This window comes from Mycobacterium sp. FW102-FHT13B02, from assembly GCF_058790275.1.
This window is the reverse complement of sequence record NZ_JBYTCM010000013.1, coordinates 84,440-109,222: the sequence shown is the minus strand read 5'-3', so window position 1 is coordinate 109,222 and position 24,783 is coordinate 84,440. Positions and strand designations below refer to the sequence as shown.

The 24,783-nt window shown below is 68.6% G+C and carries 23 protein-coding genes; 10 read left to right on the top strand and 13 right to left on the bottom strand.

Annotated elements, in window-relative coordinates; genetic code table 11:
* Positions 1–19: 19 nt before the first annotated feature.
* Together AC3WTE_RS21165 and sucB are read right to left on the bottom strand one after the other, a co-directional pair.
* Entirely contained in the window at positions 20–928 is a 909-nt protein-coding gene (locus AC3WTE_RS21165; RefSeq protein ID WP_492440623.1) for a TIGR01777 family oxidoreductase, read from the bottom strand.
* Positions 929–932: 4 nt separating this feature from the next.
* Positions 933–2,738 (bottom strand): 2-oxoglutarate dehydrogenase, E2 component, dihydrolipoamide succinyltransferase, encoded by a 1,806-nt coding sequence (gene sucB / locus AC3WTE_RS21160; RefSeq protein ID WP_492440621.1) that lies wholly within the window; start codon positions 2,736–2,738, stop codon positions 933–935.
* A 192-nt stretch (positions 2,739–2,930) separates the two neighbouring features.
* Between sucB and AC3WTE_RS21155 the strand changes: the two genes are divergently transcribed.
* Positions 2,931–3,866 carry an alpha/beta fold hydrolase gene (locus AC3WTE_RS21155; RefSeq protein ID WP_492440619.1) on the top strand — a complete coding sequence of 312 codons (936 nt, stop codon included), beginning with the start codon at positions 2,931–2,933 and terminating at the stop codon, positions 3,864–3,866.
* Between the two features lie 67 nt (positions 3,867–3,933).
* Here AC3WTE_RS21155 and AC3WTE_RS21150 read toward each other — a convergent pair whose 3' ends face one another.
* Positions 3,934–5,439: a leucyl aminopeptidase gene (locus AC3WTE_RS21150; RefSeq protein ID WP_492440617.1), complete on the bottom strand. Its 1,506-nt coding sequence runs from the start codon at positions 5,437–5,439 to the stop codon at positions 3,934–3,936.
* Between the two features lie 14 nt (positions 5,440–5,453).
* Entirely contained in the window at positions 5,454–6,563 is a 1,110-nt protein-coding gene (locus AC3WTE_RS21145) for an adenylate/guanylate cyclase domain-containing protein (protein WP_492440615.1), read from the bottom strand.
* A 54-nt stretch (positions 6,564–6,617) separates the two neighbouring features.
* On the opposite strand from AC3WTE_RS21145, the gene gcvT reads away from it, so the two are divergent.
* Both gcvT and AC3WTE_RS21135 read left to right on the top strand, forming a co-directional pair.
* Positions 6,618–7,712: a glycine cleavage system aminomethyltransferase GcvT gene (gene gcvT, locus AC3WTE_RS21140; RefSeq protein WP_459369332.1), complete on the top strand. Its 1,095-nt coding sequence runs from the start codon at positions 6,618–6,620 to the stop codon at positions 7,710–7,712.
* Positions 7,713–7,797: 85 nt separating this feature from the next.
* Complete coding sequence (locus AC3WTE_RS21135; protein ID WP_492440613.1) at positions 7,798–8,928, top strand: branched-chain amino acid aminotransferase; 1,131 nt, start codon at positions 7,798–7,800, stop codon at positions 8,926–8,928.
* 67 nt (positions 8,929–8,995) lie between these two features.
* On the opposite strand, the gene AC3WTE_RS21130 is transcribed toward AC3WTE_RS21135, so the two are convergent.
* Genes AC3WTE_RS21130 through AC3WTE_RS21115 form a run of 4 tightly spaced genes read right to left on the bottom strand, consistent with a single transcriptional unit; the run spans position 8,996 to position 11,998 of the window.
* The gene (locus AC3WTE_RS21130) at positions 8,996–9,718 is read right to left on the bottom strand and encodes an adenosylcobinamide-GDP ribazoletransferase (protein WP_492440611.1); all 723 of its coding nucleotides are present in this window, start codon (positions 9,716–9,718) and stop codon (positions 8,996–8,998) included.
* On the bottom strand, positions 9,715–10,782 hold the full coding sequence (gene cobT / locus AC3WTE_RS21125; protein ID WP_492440609.1) for a nicotinate-nucleotide--dimethylbenzimidazole phosphoribosyltransferase: 1,068 nt from the start codon (positions 10,780–10,782) through the stop codon (positions 9,715–9,717). Before cobT ends, AC3WTE_RS21130 begins: the two co-directional genes overlap by 4 nt.
* Positions 10,779–11,306, bottom strand: a complete 528-nt coding sequence (locus AC3WTE_RS21120; RefSeq protein WP_492440607.1) for a bifunctional adenosylcobinamide kinase/adenosylcobinamide-phosphate guanylyltransferase — start codon at positions 11,304–11,306, stop codon at positions 10,779–10,781. Before AC3WTE_RS21120 ends, cobT begins: the two co-directional genes overlap by 4 nt.
* 5 nt (positions 11,307–11,311) lie before the next feature.
* Positions 11,312–11,998 (bottom strand): DUF3043 domain-containing protein, encoded by a 687-nt coding sequence (locus AC3WTE_RS21115; protein ID WP_492440605.1) that lies wholly within the window; start codon positions 11,996–11,998, stop codon positions 11,312–11,314.
* A gap of 71 nt (positions 11,999–12,069) precedes the next feature.
* Here AC3WTE_RS21115 and AC3WTE_RS21110 point away from each other — a divergent pair, with 71 nt between their 5' ends.
* Both AC3WTE_RS21110 and AC3WTE_RS21105 read left to right on the top strand, forming a co-directional pair.
* On the top strand, positions 12,070–13,170 hold the full coding sequence (locus AC3WTE_RS21110; RefSeq protein WP_492440603.1) for a glycerate kinase family protein: 1,101 nt from the start codon (positions 12,070–12,072) through the stop codon (positions 13,168–13,170).
* 71 nt (positions 13,171–13,241) lie between these two features.
* A complete protein-coding gene (locus tag AC3WTE_RS21105) occupies positions 13,242–13,610 on the top strand; it encodes a HesB/IscA family protein (protein WP_492440601.1) in 369 nt (122 codons plus the stop codon).
* 21 nt (positions 13,611–13,631) lie between these two features.
* Here AC3WTE_RS21105 and AC3WTE_RS21100 read toward each other — a convergent pair whose 3' ends face one another.
* Entirely contained in the window at positions 13,632–14,273 is a 642-nt protein-coding gene (locus AC3WTE_RS21100) for an Rv0361 family membrane protein (protein WP_492440599.1), read from the bottom strand.
* Between the two features lie 74 nt (positions 14,274–14,347).
* Here AC3WTE_RS21100 and AC3WTE_RS21095 point away from each other — a divergent pair, with 74 nt between their 5' ends.
* Positions 14,348–15,316: a carbohydrate kinase family protein gene (locus tag AC3WTE_RS21095; RefSeq protein WP_492440597.1), complete on the top strand. Its 969-nt coding sequence runs from the start codon at positions 14,348–14,350 to the stop codon at positions 15,314–15,316.
* 73 nt (positions 15,317–15,389) lie between these two features.
* Here the strand turns inward: AC3WTE_RS21095 and asnB are convergent, their stop codons facing one another.
* Positions 15,390–17,363: an asparagine synthase (glutamine-hydrolyzing) gene (gene asnB / locus AC3WTE_RS21090; protein WP_492440595.1), complete on the bottom strand. Its 1,974-nt coding sequence runs from the start codon at positions 17,361–17,363 to the stop codon at positions 15,390–15,392.
* 139 nt (positions 17,364–17,502) lie between these two features.
* Here asnB and ctaC point away from each other — a divergent pair, with 139 nt between their 5' ends.
* The 4 genes from ctaC (at position 17,503) to AC3WTE_RS21070 (ending at position 20,639) form a co-directional block, all read left to right on the top strand.
* The gene (ctaC, locus tag AC3WTE_RS21085; RefSeq protein ID WP_492440594.1) at positions 17,503–18,543 is read left to right on the top strand and encodes an aa3-type cytochrome oxidase subunit II; all 1,041 of its coding nucleotides are present in this window, start codon (positions 17,503–17,505) and stop codon (positions 18,541–18,543) included.
* Positions 18,544–18,553: 10 nt separating this feature from the next.
* Positions 18,554–18,973 (top strand): cytochrome c oxidase subunit 4, encoded by a 420-nt coding sequence (locus AC3WTE_RS21080; RefSeq protein WP_492440592.1) that lies wholly within the window; start codon positions 18,554–18,556, stop codon positions 18,971–18,973.
* 170 nt (positions 18,974–19,143) lie between these two features.
* Positions 19,144–19,968: a hypothetical protein gene (locus AC3WTE_RS21075; protein WP_492440590.1), complete on the top strand. Its 825-nt coding sequence runs from the start codon at positions 19,144–19,146 to the stop codon at positions 19,966–19,968.
* The gene (locus AC3WTE_RS21070; protein WP_492440588.1) at positions 19,968–20,639 is read left to right on the top strand and encodes a DUF2561 family protein; all 672 of its coding nucleotides are present in this window, start codon (positions 19,968–19,970) and stop codon (positions 20,637–20,639) included. The genes AC3WTE_RS21075 and AC3WTE_RS21070 overlap by 1 nt, the downstream gene beginning before the upstream one ends.
* 503 nt (positions 20,640–21,142) lie before the next feature.
* Here AC3WTE_RS21070 and qcrB read toward each other — a convergent pair.
* From qcrB to qcrC, 3 genes are read right to left on the bottom strand one after another with little or no spacing between them, the layout of a single operon-like run.
* Positions 21,143–22,771 carry a cytochrome bc1 complex cytochrome b subunit gene (qcrB, locus tag AC3WTE_RS21065; RefSeq protein WP_492440586.1) on the bottom strand — a complete coding sequence of 543 codons (1,629 nt, stop codon included), beginning with the start codon at positions 22,769–22,771 and terminating at the stop codon, positions 21,143–21,145.
* Positions 22,768–23,931, bottom strand: a complete 1,164-nt coding sequence (gene qcrA, locus AC3WTE_RS21060; RefSeq protein ID WP_492440584.1) for a cytochrome bc1 complex Rieske iron-sulfur subunit — start codon at positions 23,929–23,931, stop codon at positions 22,768–22,770. Before qcrA ends, qcrB begins: the two co-directional genes overlap by 4 nt.
* A complete protein-coding gene (qcrC, locus tag AC3WTE_RS21055) occupies positions 23,928–24,755 on the bottom strand; it encodes a cytochrome bc1 complex diheme cytochrome c subunit (protein ID WP_492440719.1) in 828 nt (275 codons plus the stop codon). The genes qcrA and qcrC overlap by 4 nt, the downstream gene beginning before the upstream one ends.
* Positions 24,756–24,783 lie beyond the last annotated feature (28 nt).

The window sequence follows — 24,783 nt, the reverse complement described above, 5'->3', positions numbered from 1 at the left end:
GACGCTACCCCTGCCGAGCTCAGGCCGCGTTGGGGGCGGTGACGTAGGACAGGGCCTCGCCGATGGTCCGCTGGTGGAACTCGAAGCCGGCGTCCTCCAACGCGGCGGGGATCGCGCGCTGGCCGCCCAGCAGCCCCTCCTCGGCGAACTCGCCGAGTGCCGCCTTCAGTGCGAAGCCCGGCATCAGCAGCGGCGTGGGACGGTGTAGTGCCCGTCCCAGGGCTTCGGTGAACTCACCATTGGTGACGGGCGCCGGACCGGTCAGGTTCAGGGGCCCGGACAGGTCGTCGTGGTTCAGCGCGAACAGCAGGGCCCGCACCTCGTCCTCCAGCGTGATCCACGGCATGTACTGCCGGCCGCTGCCCAGCCGGGCACCGAGGCCGAGCCCGAAGACCGGCCGGAGCCGGGCCAGCATGCCGCCCGCCGGGGCCAGCACCAGGCCGGTGCGCGCGAGCACGACGCGGACACCCGCCTCGGCCGCCGGTCGGGTGGCGGCTTCCCAGTCCACGCAGAGCCGGGCGAGAAAGCCGGTGCCCGCGGGGGTCTGCTCGTCGGCGATCCGGTCGCGGGTATCGCCGTAGAAGCCGACGGCGCTGGCGTTGATGAGCACGGGGACGCCGGCGTCGACGACCGCATCGGTCAGCACCTCGGTCGGGCCGATACGGCTGTCCCGCAGGCTCTGTTTGAACGCCCCCGACCAGCGGCGGGCTCCGACGCTCACCCCGCACAGGTTGACCACGGCATCGACGTCGAGCAGTGCGCGCCAGTCGAAGTCGCCGGTGTCGGGGTTCCAGTAGACCTCGTCGGCGTTGGCCGGTTGACGGCGCACGATGCGCACCACGCGATGGTCGGTGGCACGGAGCGCCGACACCAGCGCGGAACCGATCAGCCCCGACGAGCCCGCGATGGCTATGACCGCGTGCGCCATGGGATTACAGACCTAGGTCGGCCTCGAACGCACCCTCTTCGAGACGACGTTTGATGGTGGTCACGAACCGTCCGGCGTCGGCGCCGTCGATCAGGCGGTGGTCGTAGGTCAGCGGCAGGTAGCAGACCGACCGGACGCCGATGGACTCGTTGCCGCCCTCGTCCACGACGACCCGCGGCCGCTTGACGATGGCACCCGTGCCGAGCATGGCAGCCTGCGGCGGGACCAAGATCGGGGTGTCGAACAGGGCGCCCTGGCTGCCGATGTTGGTGATGGTGAAGGTGCCGCCGGCCAGCTCGTCGGGCCGCAGGTTGCCCGAGCGGGCGCGGTCGGCGATGTCGACGATGGCGCGTGCCAGGCCGCCGAGGGACAGGTCACCGGCGTTGTGCACGACGGGCGACAGCAGGCCCTGCTCGGTGTCCACCGCGAAGCCGAGGTGCTCGGCGTCGTAGTAGGTGATCTCCTTGGTGTCCTCGTTGTAGCTGGCGTTGACGTTCGGATGGATCTTCAACGCGTCGATCACCGCGCGGGCGATGAACGGCAGGTAGGTCAGGTTGACGCCCTCGCGCTCGGCGAACGAGTTCTTGGCGCGGGCCCGCAGCGAGACGATGCGGGTCATGTCGACCTCGTGGGTCTGGGTCAGCTGCGCCGTGGTCTGCAGCGACTCGCGCGTCTTCTTGGCGGTGATCTGGCGGATCCGGGTGGCCTTCTGCGTGGTGCCACGCAGGTGAGCCAGCGCCGGGGCAGGCGCCGCGGCCGGGGCCTTGGTAGCCGGAGCAGCGGGGGCCTTGGCAGCCGGTGCGGTGGGGGCCGATGCGGCCTTGGCGGCCTCCGCGGCAGCGAGCACGTCCTGCTTGCGAATGCGACCGCCGACACCGGTGCCCTGCACCGAGGCGAGGTCAACATTGTTCTCGGCGGCCAACTTTCGCACCAGCGGGGTGACGTAGGGGCTCGCCTCGTCGGACGGCGCGGACGGCGCGGACGACGCCTCGGGGGCTGCCGCGGCGGGTGCCGGGGCAGCAGGAGCCGGAGTGGGCGCTGGGGCCGGCGGCGGGGTGGGCGCGGCCGGAGCCGGGGGAGGCGTCGGTGCGGCAACGGGCTCGGGGGCCGGAGCGGGCGCGGGAGCTGCTGGGGCCGGAGCCGGGGTGGCGGCCGGAGCGGCACCGGCGGCACCGATCTTGGCGAGCTCGCCGCCGATGGACACCACGTCGTCTTCGTCGGCGGTGATGGACAGCAGCACACCGGCGACCGGCGACGGGATTTCGGTGTCGACCTTGTCGGTGGACACCTCGACCAGGGGCTCGTCGACCTCGACGGAGTCGCCGACCTTCTTGAGCCAGCGGGTGACGGTGCCTTCGGTGACCGACTCGCCGAGGGTCGGCATCACGATCGAGGTGGCATCGGCCGCATCGGAGGACGCCGGGGCGGGGGCCGAAGCAGGAGCCGGTGCGGGCGCCTCGGGGGCCGGAGCCGGGGCAGCGGCGGCGGGCTCGGGCGCCGGGGCCGCAGGGGCTTCCGGTTCCGCCGCGGGCGCGGGGGCAGCCGGGGCGGGGGCTTCGGCCGGCTCCGAGCCGGCGTCACCGATGACGGCGAGCTCGCCGCCGATCTCGACGACGTCGTCTTCGCGCGCCACGATCTTCGTCAGGACACCCGCTGCCGGCGATGGGATTTCGGTGTCGACCTTGTCGGTGGACACCTCGAGCAGGGGTTCGTCGACCTCGACGGTGTCGCCCTCCTGCTTGAGCCATCGAGTGACGGTCCCCTCGGTAACGCTCTCACCGAGTGCGGGCATCTGGACGGAGATGGCCATTACGTTGACTCCTCGAAAAGGTCGCTCGTCACTTCGAATGTCTCAGGCCCCATCCTGTCATGCTCGCGCAGTCGAGGAGTGGCGGGCCGGGACTTTGTCCCGGTGCCTTGACACCACCACTGAGCAGGCTACTGTCGCTTCGACACCGGTACCGGCGGTACGGGATATTTTGAGGTCAGGCAAGGTCTGAAGATGCAGTTTGTGAACAGTGCGGACGGGATGCGGATCGCGACCTACGAAGAGGGAAACCCGGACGGCCCGGTGGTGGTGCTGGTGCACGGCTGGCCCGACTCGCACGACATGTGGGACGCCACGGTGCCCTACCTGGCCGACACCTACCGGGTGATCCGCTACGACAACCGCGGCTCGCGCAATTCCGCTGTGCCCAAGAAGGTTTCGTCGTACACCATGGCGCGGTACGCCGACGACTTCGCGGCCGTGACCGAGGCCTTGGCGCCCGGCCAGAAGGTTCACGTGCTGGCCCATGACTGGGGATCGGTCGGCATGTGGGAGTACCTGTCGCGGCCGGAGTCGGTGGACCGCATCGCGTCGTTCACCTCGACGTCAGGGCCGAGTGCCGACCACACCCGCCGCTACATCATGGAGGGTCTCAAGCGCCCCCACCGGCCGGTGCGCTTCCTGCACTCGGTGTCGCAGTTCCTGCGGCTGACCTATCAGGGGTTCTTCTCGATCCCGCTGGTGGCACGAGTGTTCGTCCGGGCCACTGTGCCGACTATCATCCCGCAGCTGCTGAAGCGGCTGGATGGTATGTCGGACAAGCAGATTCGGCATTCGGACACCTTTGCGACCGATGCCGCGAACAGCCTCAAGGTGTACCCCGCCAACTACTGGCGGACACTCTTCACAGGCCGGCGCGACCACTACGTCAACGTGCCGGTTCAGGTGATCGTCAACCGCGGCGACCAGTTCGTCCGCCCGCACCTGTACGACGAGACGCCCCAATGGGTTCCGCAGCTGTGGCGGCGGGACATCAAGTCGGGGCACTGGTCGCCGATGTCGCACCCGGAACTGCTCGCCACCGCGGTCCGTGAGCTGGCCGACCATGTGGCCGGCGCCGAGCCCGCGCGGGATCTGGAACTGGCTCAGGTCGCCGGCAAAGCGAGCTAGGGCAGACCAGAGCCGGCCACCCGAATCGGCCGCTTTCGCGCTCCGGGTGGCCCCTCGCCGACGGCGGCTAACCGTTGGCTGCGATGTCCTCCAGCACCGCGAACATGGTTCGCGTCGGCACACCCGTGCCGCCCTTGCCGGTGTAACCCCACGGGCCGCCGGTGTTGTACGCCGGGCCGGCGACGTCGAGGTGCGCCCACTGCACACCGTCGGCGACGAACTCGCGCAGGTACACCCCGGCCACCAGCATGCCGGCGTTGCGCGCGCCGCTCACGTTCGCGAGGTCGGCGACCGTCGATTTCAGGTCGTCCTTCAATTCTTCGGGCAGCGGCATGGCCCAGGCGTTCTCGCCGACGTCCTGCGAGAGCTTGGCGACCCGGTCGCGGAACTCGTCACTGCCCATGACGCCGGGGGTACGCGCGCCGAGCGCCACGAGCTGCGCACCCGTCAGCGTCGACGTCTCGATCAGGTAGTCGGGGTTGTCCTCGCACGCGCGGACGATGGCGTCGGCCAGGATCAGCCGACCTTCGGCGTCGGTGTTGAGCACCTCGATGGTGGTGCCGCCGTACTGCGTCAGCACGTCACCCGGCCGCTGCGCCGTCGACGACGGCATGTTCTCGGCCATGGGGACCGTCGCGACGACGTCGACCGCCAGCTTCTGGCGCGCGGCGAGCACCACGGTGGCGATGACCGCTGCGGCGCCGCCCATGTCGGAGGTCATCTGATGCATGTTGGCGGCAGGCTTGATCGAGATGCCGCCGGTGTCGAAGGTGATGCCCTTGCCCACCAGCGCCACCTTCTTGGCGTTCTTCTTACCGGAGCGGTAGGTCAGCCGCACCAGGCGCGGCCCGCGAGACGAGCCCTTGCCGACGCCCACGATGCCGCCGAAGCCGGCGTCCTCGAGCTCCTTCTTGCCGAGCACCTCGACCTCGACGCCCGCCGATTTGCCCAGAGCCTTTGCGCGCTTGGCGAATTCGCCCGGGAACAGGTGGCTCGGCGGGGTGTTGACCAGGTCGCGCGCGGTCGCCACGGCGGTGGCCACATCGATGCCACGCGCCGCTGCGGTCTCGGCGTCGTCCGCGGTGGAAAGGACAGTGAGCGACGTCAGGCCCGCTTCCTTCGGTGCGGTCTTCGCGCTGCGGAACTCGCTGAAGCGGTAGGCGCCCAGGATCAGGCCCTCGACGGCGGCCGCCATGTCCAGCTCCGACAGTGTGGTCACCACAGTCTCGGTGCCGTTCAGCGACCGGGCCGCCACACCGGCGGCGCGGCGGACGACGTCGGCCGGCCACTCGTCGCGATCGTTGCCCAGGCCGACGGCCAGCACACTGGCCACCGGCAGCGACGGCACCAGCACGCGCGTCAGCTGCTCGTTGGCGCCCTTCGCGCCCAGGGTCTTGAGCGACACCTCGATCTCGCCGGTGGCTTCGGCGTCCAGGAACGGGTTGGCCAGGACCTTGGCCTCGTCGTTCTCGCCCGAGATGACGGGCACGATCAGTACCGCGGAGTCCAAGCCGGACGGCAGCTCGGAGGCGACGGTGACGGTGGGGGACTGGTAACCGGGTGCGCTGCTCACCGGACCCACCCTAGTCACCGTGTCTGCCGGGCCGCCCGCTCAGCCTCCGCGCATACCTCGAACGCGGTGACGGGGTCGTTGAAACCTTTGAGCACCAACGGCTCCCGGGGAGCGACCGGCCATTTGCCGGGCATGTCGTACCAAGGCGCGGCCACCAGGATCTGCCCGGGTTCGGCCGCCGCGACCAGCCGGGCCGCCAGATTCACCGGATTACCGAAGTAATCGCCACCGGTGGCCACCACCGAGCCGAAGCTCAGGCCGGCCCGCACGCTGATGTGGGCCATCTTCGGCCGTGGATGGTGCACCAGATCGATCGCGACCCGAGCGAGCGACTCGGGTGTGGCGCTGACCCACATGACCGCATCCCCGATGAACTTGATCACCCGGCCACCGTCGGCGCGCACCACGTCGTTGGTGATGGCGTTGAATTCGTTCAGCAAGCTGGTCAGATCGTCCGGCGTGAGCCGCTGCGTGAGCTGCGTGAAATTGGACAGGTCGGCAAACCCGATGCCACACACCACGGTCGACGAGTCCCGATGGACGATGCCATCGAAATACGTTCTGGCGGAGGCGACATGGTGGCGGTGGACGGCGTCGATCATGGCGCCGATGCGCGGAATGAACTGGGCTGCCGCCCGATAGGCGCGCGCGGTGACCAGCTCGTCGTGGCTGCGGGCCAGATCGAGGTCGGGCAGACCGGCGCGGCTCATCGACGCCAGTGCCTCGGCCACTCGTGCCACGTTGGCGCCGATGACCCGCAGGAATCCGCGCGCGGCATCGTCGCCGAGCGCGGCCCGCAGATCCGCCCAGGTGCGCAACGCCTCGAGGTCGGCGTCGCTCAGCGTCGGCGCCGTCGGGTCGGCGACCGTCAGGCCCAGTGCCGCCCACGTCTCTTCGACATCGGCCGGCGGCAGCCCGAGCGCACGGGCGGCGGAAGCCAGGCTGTGGCTGGGCTGTCCGGACCATTGCACGACGTCGCCGGCCAGCCCGAACAACCGGCCGCGTGCTTCGGCCTGGGCCATCTGCTCGGTGGTGAAGCCGAGGCCGTCGAGGTATTCGAGCAGGGGTGCGCGGCGCCGCGCATCGGCGATGCCGGCGGCTTCCAGTGCGTCGAAATCGACCACAATGTGAGTCTGCCAGCTACAACGCGGCCGCGGGGCCGACTACGCTTGCCTGCCGTGAGCGAACTGTTGCAGGGCCCGCTGGAAGACCGTCACCGCGAACTCGGGGCGAGTTTCGCCGAATTCGGGGGCTGGCTGATGCCGGTGTCCTACGCCGGCACCGTGGCCGAGCACAACGCCACCCGCGAGACCGTCGGTCTGTTCGACGTCAGCCACCTCGGCAAGGCCCTGGTCCGCGGCCCCGGCGCGGCCGACTTCGTCAACTCCGCCTTCACCAACGACCTGCGCCGCATCGGGCCGGGCAAGGCGCAATACACGTTGTGCTGCAACGAGTCCGGCGGCGTGATTGATGACCTCATCGCCTACTACGTCTCCGACGACGAGATCTTCCTGGTACCCAACGCCGCCAACACCGCCGCCGTGGTCGCCGAATTGCAGCGGGTGGCACCGCCCGAACTGACCATCACCGACGAGCACAGGTCCTACGCCGTGCTGGCGGTCCAGGGGCCGAAGTCCACCGAGGTGCTCACCGCGCTCGGTCTGCCGACCGACATGGATTACATGGGGTACGCCGACGCGGAGTACGACGGCGTCCCGGTCCGGGTGTGCCGCACCGGCTACACCGGCGAGCACGGCTACGAACTGCTGCCCGAGTGGGACCGCGCCGGCGTGGTGTTCGATGCGCTGGTCGCCGCGGTGAAGGCCGCGGGCGGCGAACTCGCCGGGCTGGGCTCGCGCGACACGCTGCGCACCGAGATGGGTTACCCGCTGCACGGACACGAACTGTCGCTGGACATCTCGCCGCTGCAGGCCCGCTGCGGCTGGGCCATCGGCTGGAAGAAGGACGCCTTCTGGGGGCGCGACGCCCTGCTCGCGGAGAAGGCGGCAGGCCCCAAGCGGACGCTGCGAGGTCTCAAGGCCGTCGGCCGCGGCGTGCTGCGCGCCGGCCTGACAGTGCTCGACGGCGATACGCCGGTGGGCATCACCACCTCGGGCACCTTCTCGCCGAGCCTGAAGGTCGGCATCGCGCTGGCGCTGCTGGACACCGCGGCAGATATCGCCGACGGCGCGCGCGTGACCGTCGACGTCCGGGGCCGGGCGCTGGAATGCGAGGTCGTCGCACCGCCGTTTGTGGCGGCGAAAACCCGGTAGGGGCGAGCGGAGCGACGGGAAAACTTGGTCGGGGGCGAGCGGAGCGACGGGAAATCTCGTTAGCCACGGGCGATACAATCGGCATATGACCGACGGCCCCCTCGAATTCACCGTTTCGCGCGCGAGCAACCCAGTGAGCGATGAGGTAAGGGCTCAGGTTCTGGCCGACCCCGGATTCGGGCGGTTCCACACCGACCACATGGTGTCGATCGACTACACCGTCGACCGCGGCTGGCATGACGCCCGGGTCACCGAGTACGGGCCCATCGAACTGGACCCGTCGGCGATCGTCCTGCACTACGCGCAGGAGGTCTTCGAGGGTCTGAAGGCATACCGCTGGAACGACGGCTCGATCGTGTCGTTCCGCCCGGAGGCCAACGCCGCCCGGCTGCAGATGTCGTGCCGGCGTCTGGCCATTCCGGAACTACCCGAGGACGTCTTCGTCGACTCGCTGCGTCAGCTGATCGCCGTCGACAACGAGTGGGTCCCGGCAGCCGGTGGCGAGGCGTCGCTGTACCTGCGGCCGTTCATCATCGCCACCGAGCCGGGCCTGGGCGTGCGGCCCGCCACCGAGTACCGCTACCTGGTGATCGGCTCGCCGGCCGGCGCGTACTTCAAGGGCGGCATCAAGCCGGTGTCGGTCTACCTGTCCACCGAGTACGTGCGAGCCAGTCCGGGCGGCACCGGTGCGGCCAAGTTCGGTGGCAACTACGCCGCCTCGCTGCTGGCCCAGGCACAGGCCGCCGAGATGGGCTGCGACCAGGTGGTCTGGCTGGACGCCATCGAACGTCGCTACGTCGAGGAAATGGGTGGCATGAACCTGTTCTTCGTGTTCGGCAGCGGTGGTTCGGCCCGGCTGGTCACCCCGGAGCTGTCCGGTTCGCTCCTGCCCGGCATCACGCGGGATTCGTTGCTGCAGTTGGCGGTTGACGCCGGCTTCGCGGTCGAAGAGCGCAAGATCGACATCGACGAGTGGCAGAAGAAGGCCGCCGCGGGGGAGATCACCGAGGTGTTCGCCTGCGGCACCGCGGCCGTCATCACCCCGGTGGCGCACGTGAAGTACGGCAAGGGTGAATTGGCCGGCGAGTCGGCGGGTGAGTTCACCATCGGTGACGGCCAGCCCGGTGAGGTCACCATGGCGCTGCGCGACACCCTGACGGGCATTCAGCGCGGTACCTTCGCCGATACCCACAACTGGATGACCCGGCTCGGTTAGCCCGCTCCAACGCGAAGAAGATCGCGAGATTCGCACGAAACCTCGCGATCGTCTTCACGCTCGGTGACTAGTGGGCGGCGAGCCCCAGCGCGGTGAGCGTGGTCGTGACCTCGACGGCCGCGCCCAGCGCATCGCCGGTGATCCCGCCGAACCGGCGGACGCAGTGCGCCACCAGTAACGCAGTGATGCCCAGTGCGATGAGCACGACAACCGGTCCCTGCCACAGCCGCGGGGTCGCCCAGGCCGATGCGCCGGCGACGGCCACCGTCCACGCCGCGACCACCCACGCCGGCTGACTACCGGCGACCATCGCGCCCAACGTGCTGCCGGGCGCGGCCGGAACCGATGTGCGGCAGGCGGCCAGTGCGGCGACCCGGCCTGCCGCCACCGCGGCGACCACGGCGACGGGGCTGATCACGGTGAACGTCATGCTCTGCGCCCCGATCGCCACCACGATCGCCGCCACGCCGAAGGGGCCCGCGGTACCGCCGCGCATGACGGTCAGCGCCCGCTCGGGCGGTCCGTAACAGCCGAGGCCGTCGACGGTGTCGGACAGCCCGTCGATGTGCAGACCGCGGGTCAGCAGGAGCAGCACCGCCACGGCGATCAACCCAGCCAGCGGCCCGGTCCCGAACACGTGCCCGGCGCCCCAGACGACTGCTGCCGCGATGCCGCCGAGGACAATGCCCACCGCCGGGAGCGCGGTCAGGGTGCCCCGCCCGAACGGCTGGTTGCTGCGCACCGGGAGGACGGTGCTGAACGCGAAAGCCGAAGCGAGGGAACCGATCACGGGGCTTGATCAGCTCTTCCGGCGACGTTCGCCTCACCGAAGGTGGCCATGGCCGCCAGGGTCGCGACCGCGGCCCGCAGGACCGGCAGAGCCACCGCCGCGCCGCTGCCTTCGCCCAGGCGCATGCCGAGGTCCAGAATCGGCGTGATCTGCAGGCGCTGCAGCGCCACCGCGTGAGCGGGTTCGGTCGACAGGTGGCCGGCCTGCCACCAGGCCTTCGCGCCTGGGGCCAACCGGTCGGCGACCAGCGCCGCGGCCGTCACCACCACGCCGTCGAGCAGGACGGGGGTCCGGCGCACCGCGGCCTGGGCCAGAAAGCCGGCCATGGCGGCCAGGTCCGCGCCACCGCAAACGGCAAGCAGCGCAACCGGATCGGCCTTGACGTGTCGCGCGCGGAACAGCGCGTCACGGATGGCCGCGGTCTTGCGGGCCCAGCCCTCGTCGTCGACGCCGGTGCCGCGGCCCACCACGGCGACGGGCTCGGAAGCGGTCAGGGCTGCGACCAGAGTCGTTGCGGGGGTGGTGTTCCCGATGCCCATATCGCCGGCGATGAGCAGATCCGCGCCGGCGTCGACCTCCTGATCGGCAATGGTGCGGCCGGCCGCGATCGCGGCCACGGCTTCCGCCGGCGACAAGGCGTCCTCGACGGCGATGTTGCCGCTGCTGCGTCGCACCTTGTGGGCGCCGATCGTGGGGGAGTGCGCCTCGCCGTCGACCGCAATGTCGGCGACGCGGACGGTGGCACCGGCCACCTCGGCCAGCACGTTGATGGCGGCGCCGCCGGCGTCGAAGTTCGCCACCATCTGCGCGGTGACTTCCGAGGGGAAGGCGGACACCCCCGATGCCGTCACCCCGTGGTCACCGGCGAACACCACGACCCGGGGCCGCTCGAATTGCTTTGGCGGACAGACGCCTTGGCATGCCGACACCCAGACCGCCAGCTCTTCCAGCCGGCCGAGGGAGCCCGGCGGCTTGGTCAGGGTGTCCTGCCGCGCGAGGGCGGCCGCCCGCACATCGGCATCCGGTTTGGTGAGGTCGGGAAACTGGGCGCGGGGATCGCTCATCGAGGCTCCTTGACGGTGAGAGGCTGGCCGGCCACCACCAGCACCACGCGGTCGCAGACCGCGGCCAGGCGCTGGTTGAGCGAGCCCAATTGATCGGCGAACCGGCGGCCCGATTCGGTGGCCGGGACGACGGTCAGGCCCACCTCCGGGCTGACCAGGGCCAGCGGTGCGGTGAATTCGCTGACTGCCGAGGTCAATTCGTCGACCTCGGACTGAATCGATCCGCCGGTCCAAGCGTCGCGGCGGTCCATCGCGGCGACCAGCCAACCGCCGATGTCATCGACCATCGTGGCGGCTGCGGACATCTGCAAAGTGCTTGCCACATCGGCGGATTCGACGGTCGACCAGTGCGCCGGCCGGCGGTTCTGATGAGCGCAAACCCGGGCCGCGAAGTCGGCGTCGCCGCCCACGGAGCCGGTCGCGACGTAATGCACCGGTTCACCAGGGCCGGCCGCGCGGCCGATCCAGTCCTCGGCCCACTGCGACTTTCCCGACCGGATGCCGCCGAGCACCAGGGTGCGCACCGGGCTCAGTCGACCTTGTCCCCGCGGTTGACCTGCGGCTTCGGCACCCGCATGCGGCGCAGCTGCGAGGCCCGGCTGGACGCGTAAAAGCCCAGCTTCCAACCACTTTCGGTGTTGTCCGGGAACTTCGCGTCGACCCGCTTGTTGATGCGCCGGCTCAGCAGGACACCGTCGATCGCCATGATCACCATCAGGGCCAACATCGCAATCGACAGCAGGCCCTGGGTCTGCACCGGCGGCAGCGCCATCATGAAGAACACCAGTACCAGCGCCGACGGCATGAACAGCCCCAGCACATTGCGCCGGGAGTCGACGAGATCGCGGACGTACCGCTTGACCGGGCCCTTGTCGCGGGGTAGCAGGTAGGCCTCGTCGCCGGCCATCATCTTGGCGCGTCGCGAATCCATATCCGCCCGGCGGGCCACCCGCTCGGCTTTGCGCTCTTCCTTGGACTGGGAGTTGCGGAGTTCCTTGCGCCGCTTGCGTGCCTCGGCCGTCGTCATCGGCGCCGGAGCGACCGGGCCGCGCTTGCGGGCCGCGGCGCTCCGCTTGGGTGTCGGGCGGCCCTTGGGCGCAGTGGTGCCCCCGGCGACGTCGACGCCCGAGTCGGTGGCCCCGGTGACGGAGTCAACGCCCTCGTCGCGTCCACCCTCAGAGTCGGGATTGTCCTTCTTGCGGCCCAGCAGATTCACGGTGTCAGGTTACTTCGGTGGCCGCGGTCGGCCGTCATGCACCCACGTCAGAGGGGGCTTAACCTGCTCGGATGGCTGGCGACTCAATTGCTCCTCACGTGCGCGGCGACTCAACTGCTCCTCACGTGCGCAGGGTGTTGGTGGCCCCCGACTGCTACGGCGACAGCCTCACCGCGGTGCAGGCCGCGGCGGCGATCGCCGCGGGCTGGGCCGCCGCGCGCCCGGCCGACACACTCGTGCTCGCTCCGCAGTCCGACGGTGGTCCCGGCTTCGTCGACGTCCTGGCCGAACGGCTGGGCGGTGTGCACACCACCGCGGTGCGCGGCCCGCTGGATCGCGAGGTCACCGCGCAGTGGGTGCTGCACGAGGCCACCGCCTATATCGAGTGCGCGCAGGCCTGCGGATTGGCGCTGCTCGGCGGGCCGCCGACGGCCGCGACCGCGCTGGACGCGACCAGCTTCGGAGTGGGGCAGCTGGTGGATGCGGCGCTGGTGGCGGGCGCGGGGCGCGTGGTCGTGGGCCTCGGCGGCAGTGCTTGTACCGACGGCGGCCGCGGGCTCGTCGAAGCGCTGGGCGGGCTGGCGTCGGCGCACCAGAGGCTGGCGGGCGTCGAACTGATCGTCGCCTCCGATGTCGAGCACCCGCTGTTGGGACCGATGGGTGCCGCGGCGGTGTTCGGTCCGCAGAAAGGGGCCGATCCCGCGACGGTGGCAGTACTGGAGCGGCGGCTGACGGAGTGGGCCCGCGAACTCGAATCCGTGGCCGGCCGAGACGTCGCTGCCGAACCCGGTGCCGGCGCCGCCGGCGGTCTCGGGGCGGCGCTGCTGGCGCTGGGCGGACGGCGCGAATCGGGCGCGACGGTGATCGCCGGCCACACCGGGCTGGCTGCGGACCTGGCCGCTGCCGACCTGGTCATCACCGGTGAGGGCCGGTTCGACGACCAGTCGCTGCATGGCAAGGTGATCAGCGCCCTGGTCGGCCAGGCAGACGGCACGCCCGTGCTGGTGCTGGCCGGGCAGGTGACGCTGGACCCGGCGGCGCTGGCTGCCGCGGGGGTCGCCGCCGCTTATTCGATCACCGACCACGCCGGTTCGGTGGCGCTGGCCATCAGCGACGCGGCCAACCAGCTGACCGGATTAGCTGCGGCCGTCGCCGCAGAAGTCGGGGAATAGCGGCCGGACAAGGTACCGTTGATGTTGCCTGGATAAGTGCCAGGCAATCTAGTGCGCACCAGGGAGATGCAATGACTGTTGAGGACGCGACCAGCACCAGTACCTCGACCGAGACCCACGGCGTGATTCTGTCGGACGCGGCGGCCGCCAAGGCCAAGGCTCTGCTGGATCAGGAAGGCCGTGACGACCTCGCGCTGCGTATCGCCGTGCAACCGGGCGGCTGCGCCGGCCTGCGTTACAACCTGTTCTTCGATGACCGCACGCTGGACGGTGACCTCACGACCAACGTCGGCGGCGTCAACCTCACCGTTGACCGCATGAGTGCCCCGTATGTCCAGGGAGCCACCATCGACTTCGTCGACACCATCGAGAAGCAGGGCTTCACCATCGACAACCCGAACGCCACCGGCTCCTGCGCCTGCGGCGATTCGTTCAACTGACCTAGCTGGTCCGGCGGTCTCCTACAGGGAGTCCGCCGGACGCGGCAGGTATGAGCAGACCAGGGTTTCGCGCGGCTGTACCAGCAGCTGGGCGACGGCCTGGAATTCGTTGTTCTTCGGGCCCGAACCGCGCGGTAGCCGACCTGACGGCGCCACCTTCATGGTGAACAGCACCTGCGCCTGATTCGGTGACAGCATCACGATCTTGTCGATCGACGTGACATCCGCCTGGCCGAACTGCTTACGGAATGCATCACTGGCCAGATTCGCCACGGTGTAGTCCGTGGCGTGGTCCTTGACGCCGTCATACAAGCCACACAGCGCGTGTCGCGCCACGGTCTGCTTGTCCTGATGCAGCAGCGCGTTCAGATAGCCCTGGATCGCGGACTTGGCAGAGGCATCGGTCAGACCCTGATCACTGGTGCTGTGGACCGTGAAGATGATGCCGCCGATGACGGCGACAACCGCAACGACTGCGCCGACCACCAGCAGGATTCGCTTGGTGTTGTTGCCGCCTGACGGATACGACACCGCCGGCGGGAGCGTGGTCGGGTAGGCCGGAGGAGGGCCGGCGGAGGGTGCGCTGTAGGGGGCACCGTAGGTGGGGTTCCCCGGACCCGGCTGCGGGGGGATCGATTCCGGGTACGGATATACGCCGTCCATGTTGACCACAGGCTAGCGCACCCGGGCGGACGTCCCGGTCCGGCTACTCGGGCTGCGCTGGGTAAGCTCGCCGAATGACCATTGCCGTGACCGGATCGATCGCGACCGACCATTTGATGCGCTTCCCCGGCCGATTCGCCGAGCAGTTGCTGGCCGAACACCTGCAGAAGGTATCGCTGAGCTTCCTGGTCGACGACCTGGTGGTGCACCGTGGCGGCGTCGCCGGCAACATCGCCTACGCCATCGGCATCCTGGGCGGCAGCCCGACGCTGGTCGGCGCGGTGGGCAAGGACTTCGACGACTACCGCGGCTGGCTGACGTCGCACGGCGTCGACTGCTCGCAGGTGCTGGTGTCCGACTCCGCCTACACCGCACGTTTTGTTTGCACCACCGACGAGGACATGGCGCAGCTGGCGTCGTTCTATCCCGGTGCCATGTCCGAGGCGCGCAACATCAAGCTGGCTGATCTCGTCGCCGCGCAGGGCGAGCCGGAGCTCGTGATCATCGGCGCCAACGACCCCGAGGCCATGTTCCTGCACACCGAGGAATGCCGGAAGCTGGGTCTGCCGTTTGCCGCCGACCCCAGCCAGCAGCTGGCCCGGTTGTCCGGCGAGGAGATCCGTCGCCTCATCGACGGTGCCGCCTACCTGTTCACCAACGACTACGAGTGGGACCTGCTGCTGCAGAAGTCCGGCTGGTCCGAGGCCGAGGTGATGAGCCAGATCGAGCTGCGCGTCACCACACTGGGGGAGAAGGGCGTCGACATCGTCGGCGACGGTTCATTCGTCCACGTCGACGTGGTGCCCGAGAACGAGAAGGTCGACCCGACCGGTATCGGTGACGCCTTCCGCGCCGGCTTCCTCACCGGCCGCGGCGCCGGCCTGGGCCTGGAGCGGGCCGCTCAGCTGGCCTCGCTCGTCGCCACGCTGGTGCTCGAGGCGCCGGGCCCGCAGGAATGGACCTGGGACAAGGCCACTGCGCTGCCGCGTCTTTCGGCCGCCTTCGGGGCCGACGCAGCCGACGAGATCACCGCCGTGATCTAAGCGCCGACAGTGTGAGACACGACCGAAAACAGCTCCATCTCGCGGTCATTTCCCACACTGCCGGCGTACCCGATCAGAGTTCGACGGGGTAGGCGGGCTCGCTGATCTGCGGGGTGACGCTGCCCTCGATGAAGATGGCGTGCCACAACATGAAGATCAGGACCGTCCACAGCCGGCGGCTGTGATCGCTGACGCCGCCCCGGTGGTCTTCGAGCATCTGGCGCACGGCGTCGAGGTTGATCAGGTCGCCGGTCTGCGACGCGTTGACCGTCGCGTAGGCCCACTCCAGCAGCTCGCCGGAGCGCAGCCAGTGCCGGATCGGCACCGGAAAACCCAGCTTCGCCCGGTGCAGCACATGGGCCGGCACGATGGGTTCGAGGGCGCGGCGGAGTGCGTATTTGGTCGTGGTCCGGGTGATCTTCTGGTCGTACGGCAGCTTGGACGCGACCGCGAACACCTCGGGATCCAGGAACGGCACGCGCAGTTCCAGTGAGTTGGCCATCGTCATCTTGTCGGCCTTGACGAGGATGTCACCGCGCAGCCAGGTGAACAGGTCCAGGTGCTGCATGCGGGCGACCGGATCCCAGCCGGCGGACTCGGCGTAGATAGGCGCGGTCACATCGGTGTGCGTCCACTCCGGATTGAACTGCGCCAGGGTCGCCTGCAACTGCTCGTCGGAGAAGCTGCGGGCGTTGCCGTAGTAGCGCTCCTCGAGCGTCAGCGACCCGCGGTGCAGCAGGCTCTTGCCGCGCATTCCTTCGGGCAGTGACTTGGACGCCTTGCCGAGCCCGCGGCGCAGCCCACGGGGGACGCGATCAAACGCCTTGAGTGACAACGGTTCCCGGTAGATGGTGTAGCCGCCGAACAACTCGTCGGCGCCCTCGCCCGAAAGCACGACCTTGACGTGCTTGCGGGCTTCGCGGGCGATGAAGAACAGCGGCACCAGCGCCGGGTCGGCCACCGGCTCGTCCAGGTACCAGACGATCTCCGGCAGCGCCGCGACGAACTCGGCCTGGCTGACCACCTTGGTCACGTGCCGCGCCCCGATGGCCTCGGCGGAGGCGACGGCCACGTCGACCTCGGAGAAGCCCTCGCGCTCGAAGCCGGTGGTGAACGTGATCAGTTTGGGGTTGTGGCGCATGGCCAGCGCGGCGATGGCGGTGGAATCGATGCCGCCGGACAGGAACGCGCCGACGGTGACGTCGGCCCGCATGTGCTTGGCGACCGAGTCCTCGAGCACCGCGGTGATCTCGTCGTACCGGGCCTGCTCCTGCCCGGTGACAAACGGCACGGCGGCGAACTTCGGCTTGAAGTACCGCGTTACCTCCGGCTGCTGGCCCGGCCGGATGCGGGCGTAGCTGCCCGACTCCAGTCGGCGGATGCCGACCTGCAGCGTCTCGGGTTCGGGCACGTACTGCAGCACTGTGTAGTGCTGGACGGCACGTTCGTCGATGCTCAGATCGATGCCGGCGCGGGCCGCCAGGTCGAGAAGGCACTTCTTCTCGCTGCCCACGATGGTGCCGCCGGGTCCCGTCGCCAGATACAGCGGTTTGATGCCGAACGGGTCACGTGCGCAAAACAGCTCCCGGGTCTCGGTATCCCACAACGCGAAGGCGAACATCCCGCGCAAGCGGGCCAGGGCAGCGGTGCCCCAGTAGTGGTACGCGGCGACGATCGCCTCACTGTCGCCCTCGGTGGCGAACTCGGCGCCGAACTCGCTGCGCAGTTCCTCACGCAGTTCGAGGTAGTTGTAGATCTCGCCGTTGAACACCAGCGCGTAGCGGTCCGGCGCCTCGGGCGGACCCCAGCGCAGCGGCTGATGGCTGTGCGCGATGTCGATGATGGAGAGCCGGTTGAAACCGAAGACGACAGCAGCCGAGCCGCCATGACTGGCCTCGGTGTGGTTTCCGCTGGTGTCGTCGGCCCAGGCACCCGACTCGTCCGGGCCTCGGTGACGCATCGGATGCGTGGCATCCGAAACCGCGTTCACGAGGTCGGTGGAATGGTCGGCAACAGGGTCGGCCAGGTAGGCCAGCAGTCCGCACACGGGCGCCAGTATGCCTGTTCAGGCAGGTGAACTCAGAACTGGCGCTACCGATTGGCCGGTCGCTTCGCTCGGCACCGTGGGCGTGGTCTACGCTGCGTAGTATTCGACCGGCTTGACCGACCTCTAGGAGGGCCTCAACGTGACCGCTCGCGGGCTCCGTTTGGTGGCGTTGTCCGCCATTCTCGGCGCGTCGACGCTGCTGCTCAGCGGATGCAGCTGGCAGGAAGTCTTCGGCCTGGGTTGGCCGACCGGCATCACCCCAGAAGCACACGCAAACCGTGACCTCTGGGTGTGGTCGGTCATCGCCTCGTTCGTGGTCGGCGCCATCGTGTGGGCGCTGATCTTCTGGGCGATGGCGTTCCACCGCAAGAAGAAGACCGACACCGAGCTGCCCCGCCAGTTCGGCTACAACATGCCGCTGGAACTCGTGCTGACCGTGGTGCCGTTCCTCATCATCTCGGTGCTCTTCTACTTCACCGTCGTGGTGCAGGAGAAGATGATGGACCACAGCAAGCCTGCTGAGGTCACCATCGATGTCACCGCGTTCCAGTGGAACTGGAAGTTCGGATACCAGAAGGTCGCCTTCAAGGACAACACCTTCTCCTACGACGGCGCCGACGCCGCTCGCAAGGAAGCCATGACGTCCAAGCCCGAGGGCAAGAACGAGCACGGCGAGGAGAAGGTCGGCGCGATCCGCGGCATCAACCCCGAGGACCGCAGCTACCTGAACTTCGACAAGGTCGAGACCATCGGCTCCAGCACCGAGATTCCGGTCCTGGTTCTGCCGAAGGGCAAGCGCATCGAGTTCCAGATCGCCTCGGCCGACGTCATTCACGGCTTCTGGGTGCCGGAGTTCCTGTTCAAGCGGGACGTCATCCCGAACCCCGAGGCCAACCACTCGGACAACATCTTCCAGGTCAGTGAGATCGAGAAGACCGGTCCGTTCGTCGGCCGCTGCACCGAGATGTGCGGTACGTACCACTCGATGATGAACTTCGAGGTGCGCGTGGTGGAGCCCGACCAGTTCAAGGCTTACCTGCAGTACCGCATCGATCACCCGAAGGCGACCAACGCCGACGCGCTGGTGTCGATCGGTCTGCCCCCGGTGGCCCAGACGACCCGTCCGTTCGACACTCGCCGCGGCGAGCAGGCCGGCTCGCCGGTTCAGGCGAGCAAGTAGGGGATACGAAATGCATATCGAAGCCCGGCTTTTCGAGATTCTGACTGCCTTCTTCGCCCTGGCGACCATCGCCTACGGCGCGCTGACCGCGCTGTACGCCAAAGGTGGCATCGAGTGGGCCGGCACCACCGCGCTGGTGCTGACCACGGGTCTGTCGCTGATCATCGGCACGTTCTTCCGATTCGTGGCACGCCGCCTCGACACCCGGCCTGAGGACTACGAAGACGCCGAGGTCTCCGACGGCGCCGGCGAACTGGGCTTCTTCAGCCCGCACAGCTGGTGGCCGCTGCTGATCGCGCTGTCGGCTTCGACCACCGCGGTCGGTATCGGCCTGTGGCTGCCCTGGCTGATCGTCGCCGGCGTGTGCTTCGTGCTGGCCACCGTCGCCGGCCTGGTGTTCGAGTACTACATCGGCCCCGAGAAGCACTGACACCTACGGCCCCTGTGACCTGATCGCTCTGCGGTCAGGTCACAACCGTATGTCAGATGGTCCTCTGGCGCCGTCCGGAACGGCCATGCCAGGCCCATGTTGGGTAATGTCTGCCGAAGCGCGGTATTCCGTAGCTGTGGCGACATAGTGGTCGAGAGGGATAGGCGTACGTGAGCGGGTCACATTCCCCGGGCTCGGATGATGATGCGGCCCGGGAGCCATCGGGCGTCGGTGAAGGCACGGGCGAAACCGAGATCTATTCGCAGGCCTACTCTGCGCCCGAATCCGAGCACTTCACCATTGCGCCGTATGTGCCGCCGGAGCCGGCGCTCTACGACTACGACAGCTACGAAGCCAAGCCAGAGGCCAGCGACGCCCCGCCGCCGCGGTGGCCGTGGGTTGTCGGTGTCGTGGCGATCATCGCCGCGATCTCGCTGGTGGCGTCCGTTGCCATCCTGGTGACCCGCAACACCAGCTCGGAGAACGTGGCAACGCCCTCGACAAGCACCACCTCGGCGCCTCCGTTCCAGGACGAGTTCACCACCACGACGCCGCCTCCGCCGACGACGACCGAGGCGCCGCCTCCGCCACCACCACCCCCGCCGCCTCCGTCGACGGTGACGGTGACCCAGCCGCCGCCGACGTCGGAAGAACCGCCGCCGCCCCCGCCGCCCAGCACCCCTGCGGCCGCACCGCCGGCGACGACGTCCGCGCCGCCGACCGGGCCGCGGTATGTCACGTATCGGATTTGGGGCACGAAGGCGCCGCTGGACCGCATTTCGGTGACATACACCGACGCTGCCGGACGCCAGCGCACCCAGCAGAACGTCTACATCCCCTGGATGATCACGCTGACACCCATCTCGATGTCCGACGTGGGTTCGGTCCAAGCCTCCAGCCTGCTGCGGCTGAGCCACCTGAACTGTTCGATTGTGACCAGTGACGGCCAGACCCTGGCCTCCCAGACAAACGATGATTGGCAGACGAGCTGTTAATGCCGTACAACGCTGAGACTTCAACCCGGTCGCGAGTGACGGGCGGCAGCCCGGAGCAGTTGGACCGTCTTCTGCTCGGTGGCTGTGTGGCCCTGTGGCTGGCTGCCCTGGGCGCCGGGGTGGCGGCTGCCGTCGCGTTGGTGGATCTCGGTACCCGGCACCCGTCGGGTACTTCGTCGTCGCCCACGCCGTGGCTGCTGTACTCAGTCATCGGGGTGTCCGCCGCGGTGATCATCGGTGCCATCCCGCTGTTGTTGCGGGCTCGTCGCGGTGGGGCCGCGCCGCTGCCGCTGCTCGGCGGCGGGCCGTCGGAGACCGAGGACCGTCGTCCCGCCGGTGACGCCCCGCAGAGCGCGCTCCGGTCCTTCGACGATCCGGTGGTGCGGCGGTATTCGGTGTCGCCGGCGACCAGCATGGTGGGCTTTCCGATAGCGGCGGTGGACCAGCTGTGGTTGCGCTGCACGGTCGGTATCGCCGCCGCCATGGGCGGTGCGACGCTGTTCGTCTTCCTGGGCGCGTACATGCTGGCCGACCGCCACGATGAGCTGGCCTGGATGCTGTACGGCCTGGCCGTCGTCATCACCGCTGCCATGGTCGCCATTCCCTGGTACTGCTTGCGGGGTCTGCACGCGGTGCTGGAGGCCGCGGCGGAGGACGCCCGCGCCGCTTAGCCGGCGAAGGACTCCTGCGCCGGCTGACGTCAGCCGGGGTCTGGGTAGGGGCAGTGCTGCAGTGCTGCCTCGGTAGTCGTCTCGTTGTCCGTTGAGCCGGTATGTGCGGCGCAGTTGTGCGAGTGTCCGGTGCCACCGTGTGAGGGTCGATGCTGATTTGGCACTGCTGCGGCGTTGAGCCGGTATTCGTGGCGCAGTTGTGGAGGGCGTGTTGGCCGCGGCATTGCGGTGCATGAGGCTGGCCGCCACACCGATTTGAGCCTGGGGCCACGGCAGAACAGATCGTCATCCGATGTCTGCAGTGATTCATTGGCCCCCCGGCGCAATCCGTGCCGTTGTGCGCGTGGGGTAGGGGAGTGGCGCATGTCCGAACGTGCAGTAGATGCCGCGTCAGAGGCCTGGAACCCGCTATGGAGTTCACGCTCGGGCCGGTTTCGGTTATCCCACAAACGAATTCGGCCCGGTCTGGTGGAAACCAGACCGGGCCGAAACCGTAGATCGAACTAGTGATGCCCGTTGGAGCCGTTGGTGGGCGAAATCTCGTCCTGGTACTCCTTGAGCGCGGTCAGCGCCTTGTGCTCGGCCGCATGTTCGGCGTCGGCGAGGGCGGCCTGCTCGACGGCGGAGTCGGCGAACAGGAAGCTGCCGGTGCCGGGCGAGCCGGCCGAGCCGAGCTTGTTCATGCGCTTGGGCAGGGCGCCACCCTGGTACTCCAGCGGCAGCGGGTGGCCGTGGTCGTCGACCGGGCCGAGCGGCTGGTGCAGCTCGACGTAGGCACCGTGCGGCAGGCGCTTGATGATGCCGGTCTCGATGCCGTGTTCGAGCACCGCGCGGTCGCTGCGCTGCAGGCCCACACACCAGCGGTAGGTGAGGTAGTAGACGACTGCGGGCAGGACCACCATGCCGATACGACCGATCCAGGTGGTCGCGTTCAGGGAGATGTCGAACTTGAGCGCGATGATGTCGTTCATCGCGGCCAGGGTCAGCACCATGTAGAACGCGATGGCCATGGCACCGATGGCGGTGCGCACCGGCACGTCACGCGGACGCTGCAGCAGGTTGTGGTGCGCGTCGTCGCCGGTGAACTTCTTCTCCAGGAACGGCCACGCGATCAGCAGACCGAACACCAGGCCCATGATCACCGCAACACCCATGACGGCCGGGATGGTGTGGCCGAACGGGTAGAACTCCCAGGCCGGCCAGATACGGGCGAGGCCTTCGGTCCACATCATGTAGAAGTCGGGCTGGCTGCCGGCGGACACCTGCGAGGGCTTGTAGGGGCCCAGCTCCCAGATCGGGTTGATCTGCAGCAGACCGCCCATGATGCCCAGGATGCCGGTCACCATGGCGAAGAATGCGCCGGACTTGACGGCGAACACCGGCATGACGCGCACGCCGACGACGTTCTTCTCGGTACGGCCGGCACCCGGGAACTGCGTGTGCTTCTGGAACCAGACCAGCGCCATGTGCGCACCGATCAGGGCCAGGATGACGCCCGGGATCAGCAGGATGTGCAGGGCGTACATGCGCGGGATGATGATGTGGCCGGGGAAGTCCCCGCCGAACAGCGCCCAGTGCATCCAGGTGCCGATGACCGGGATACCCAGGGTGATCGAGGACAGCGCGGCGCGCAGACCGATGCCGGACAGCAGGTCGTCGGGCAGCGAGTAGCCGAAGTAGCCCTCGAACATGGCCAGGATCAGCAGCAGCGAGCCGATCATCCAGTTGGCCTCACGCGGGCGGCGGAACGCGCCGGTGAAGAAGATGCGCGCCAGGTGGACCATGATCGCCGCGGCGAACATCAGGGCGGCCCAGTGGTGAATCTGGCGGACGAACAGGCCACCGCGGACCTCGAACGAGATATCGAGAGCCGATTCGTAGGCCCGGGACATCTGCACGCCGCGCAGCGGCTGGTAGACGCCGTGGTAGACGACCTCGGTCATCGACGGGTCGAAGAACAGGGTCAGGTACACACCGGTGAGCAGCAGCACGATGAAGCTGTAGAGCGCGATCTCACCGAGCAGGAAGGACCAGTGCGTCGGGAAGACCTTGTTCAGCTGGCGGCGTACCGCGGCCGACGGGTGGTACCGCGAGTCGATCGCATTGCCTTGTTCAGCGAGCTTGGGACTCATGATTTGCGCTCCCAGAATGCCGGTCCGACGGGTTCGATGAAGTCGCCGTTGGCGACCAGGTAGCCCTCTTTGTCAATCGTGATCGGCAGCTGCGCCAGGGCGCGCGCGGCCGGCCCGAAGATCGGCCGCGCGAAGTGCAGCGCGTCGAACTGCGACTGATGGCAGGGGCACAGAATGCGGTAGGTCTGCTGCTCGTACAGCGACGAGGGGCAGCCCAGGTGCGAGCACACCTTGGTGTACGCGAAGAAGTCACCGAAGTTGAAGCTCTCCTGGCCCTGGCGCTTGACCACGCGGGACAGGTCTTCGGGCTTGATGCGGATGAGCATCACCGGGTTACGCACGCCGAGAGCGATCTCGGACAGCTTCTCGTGCGACTCGAGGGTGGTGCCGTCACCGTCGGACTCGCGCCACGGGAACACGGTCTCCATGCCGCCCGCGTCGAGGTCCTCGGGACGCATCTTCACGAAGGGGGACTCACCCGGCAGGCCGGTCGCCCGGGCCAGGTAGATGGTCTCGCCGTGGAAACGCGGGGTCCAGCCGGACGTCCACAGGACGGCCTTCTTGCCCTCGGCGGTCGGAACCACCGGCTTCCACGGGTTCTTGATCAGACCGCCGATGAAGGCGACCGCGGTGCCCAGGCCGAACGCGCCCAGGCCGACGCCGAGCGACAAGCCGATCAGCTTGCGGCGCTTGAGGGTCGAGGCCTCGAGTGCATCGGTCAGGTTGGCCGCGATGGTGGCCCGGTGGATCTCGGGGGAGGCGCCGTCGTGGCGGTCCTGGATCGAGATCTCCTCGGGGATGAACTTCTTCTGGAAGAGCACCGCACCGATGCCGATCGCGAGGATCGACAGGCCGAAGGTCAGGCCGTACAGCGGGGTGGCCAGCGAGTAGATGAACTCACCGTCGGACTCGAACGGCTTGTACTCCCACGGCCAGAACAGGAAGACCAGCAGCAGGGCCAGGCCCGAGAGGCCACCGAGCAACAGCCAGGCCGCGACCTGACGCTCGGCGCGCTTCTCCGCCTTGGTGCCCTCGACGGGCCAGCGGGGCTCCTTGAAGACGGTGGTGACGCCGTCGATCTTTCCGCCCAGTTCGACGAGTTCCTCGCGCGACATGTCGCGCAGTTCCGCGTCACTGGGAGTGTTCACGTTGTCGCTCATGCTCGCGATCCGATCCACATAGCCACGCCGATCACGGCGACCATCCCGATAATCCACATCGCCATACCCTCGGGCGCGGGGCCGAAGCCGCCGAGGCCGTAGCCGCCCTGGCTGCGGGCGTTAGCCGACTCATGGACGTAGGCGACGATGTCGCGCTTCTCTTCCGGGGTCAGCTGACGGTCCGAGAACTTGGGCATGTTCTGCGGGCCGGTGAGCATGGCGGTGTACACCTGCGCCGGAACTTCGGCAGCCTTGCCGAGGTCAGGCGCGTACTTGCCCGACGACAGTGCGCCACCCTTGCCGGTGAAGTTGTGGCAGGAAGCGCAGTTCAGGCGGAACAGGTCGCCACCACGGGCGACGTTCTCACCGAGGAACGAATGCTGGTTGATCTGGCCGTTGGCGTCACGGGGGACCTCGGGGCCGCCGCCGTTGGCCTGGATGTAGGCACCGAGGGCGTCGATCTGGTGCTCGTCGAACGCCGGGTCCTTACGGGGCGCCTGAGCCTCACCGCGCATGGCAGGCATGCGGCCGGTGGACACCTGGAAGTAGACCGCCGCGTCGCCGACGCCGATGAGGCTCGGGCCGCGGTCGGGCACACCCTGCAGGTTGGCGCCGTGGCAGGAGACGCACGACGTTTCGAACAACTGCTTGCCAGTGCGCAGCAGAGCCAGCTGCGAGTCGTCGGCGACCGCGACCTGGGGCCGCGGCGTCAGGGTGGCCGCCAGGCCACCAGCGACTAGAAGTCCGAGCAGCAGCAGCATCGCTGCTGAGAGGCGCCGGTGTAACCGACGACGGGACTTGCTGGTCATCGAACCCCTTCTCATCGACTGGCTGGTCTTGGGACGCATCGGC

What these genes read in the sequence shown, in the direction of transcription:
- qcrA (WP_492440584.1), bottom strand. Translation starts at nt 23,931, where the DNA reads ATGAGCGACAACGTGAACACTCCCAGTGACGCGGAACTGCGCGACATG.
- cobT (WP_492440609.1), bottom strand. Translation starts at nt 10,782, where the DNA reads ATGAGCGATCCCCGCGCCCAGTTTCCCGACCTCACCAAACCGGATGCC.
- AC3WTE_RS21095 (WP_492440597.1), top strand. Translation starts at nt 14,348, where the DNA reads ATGACCATTGCCGTGACCGGATCGATCGCGACCGACCATTTGATGCGC.
- AC3WTE_RS21155 (WP_492440619.1), top strand. Translation starts at nt 2,931, where the DNA reads ATGCAGTTTGTGAACAGTGCGGACGGGATGCGGATCGCGACCTACGAA.
- qcrC (WP_492440719.1), bottom strand. Translation starts at nt 24,755, where the DNA reads ATGAGAAGGGGTTCGATGACCAGCAAGTCCCGTCGTCGGTTACACCGG.
- AC3WTE_RS21105 (WP_492440601.1), top strand. Translation starts at nt 13,242, where the DNA reads ATGACTGTTGAGGACGCGACCAGCACCAGTACCTCGACCGAGACCCAC.
- AC3WTE_RS21080 (WP_492440592.1), top strand. Translation starts at nt 18,554, where the DNA reads ATGCATATCGAAGCCCGGCTTTTCGAGATTCTGACTGCCTTCTTCGCC.
- AC3WTE_RS21100 (WP_492440599.1), bottom strand. Translation starts at nt 14,273, where the DNA reads ATGGACGGCGTATATCCGTACCCGGAATCGATCCCCCCGCAGCCGGGT.
- AC3WTE_RS21135 (WP_492440613.1), top strand. Translation starts at nt 7,798, where the DNA reads ATGACCGACGGCCCCCTCGAATTCACCGTTTCGCGCGCGAGCAACCCA.
- AC3WTE_RS21070 (WP_492440588.1), top strand. Translation starts at nt 19,968, where the DNA reads ATGCCGTACAACGCTGAGACTTCAACCCGGTCGCGAGTGACGGGCGGC.
- sucB (WP_492440621.1), bottom strand. Translation starts at nt 2,738, where the DNA reads ATGGCCATCTCCGTCCAGATGCCCGCACTCGGTGAGAGCGTTACCGAG.
- AC3WTE_RS21165 (WP_492440623.1), bottom strand. Translation starts at nt 928, where the DNA reads ATGGCGCACGCGGTCATAGCCATCGCGGGCTCGTCGGGGCTGATCGGT.
- qcrB (WP_492440586.1), bottom strand. Translation starts at nt 22,771, where the DNA reads ATGAGTCCCAAGCTCGCTGAACAAGGCAATGCGATCGACTCGCGGTAC.
- AC3WTE_RS21110 (WP_492440603.1), top strand. Translation starts at nt 12,070, where the DNA reads ATGGCTGGCGACTCAATTGCTCCTCACGTGCGCGGCGACTCAACTGCT.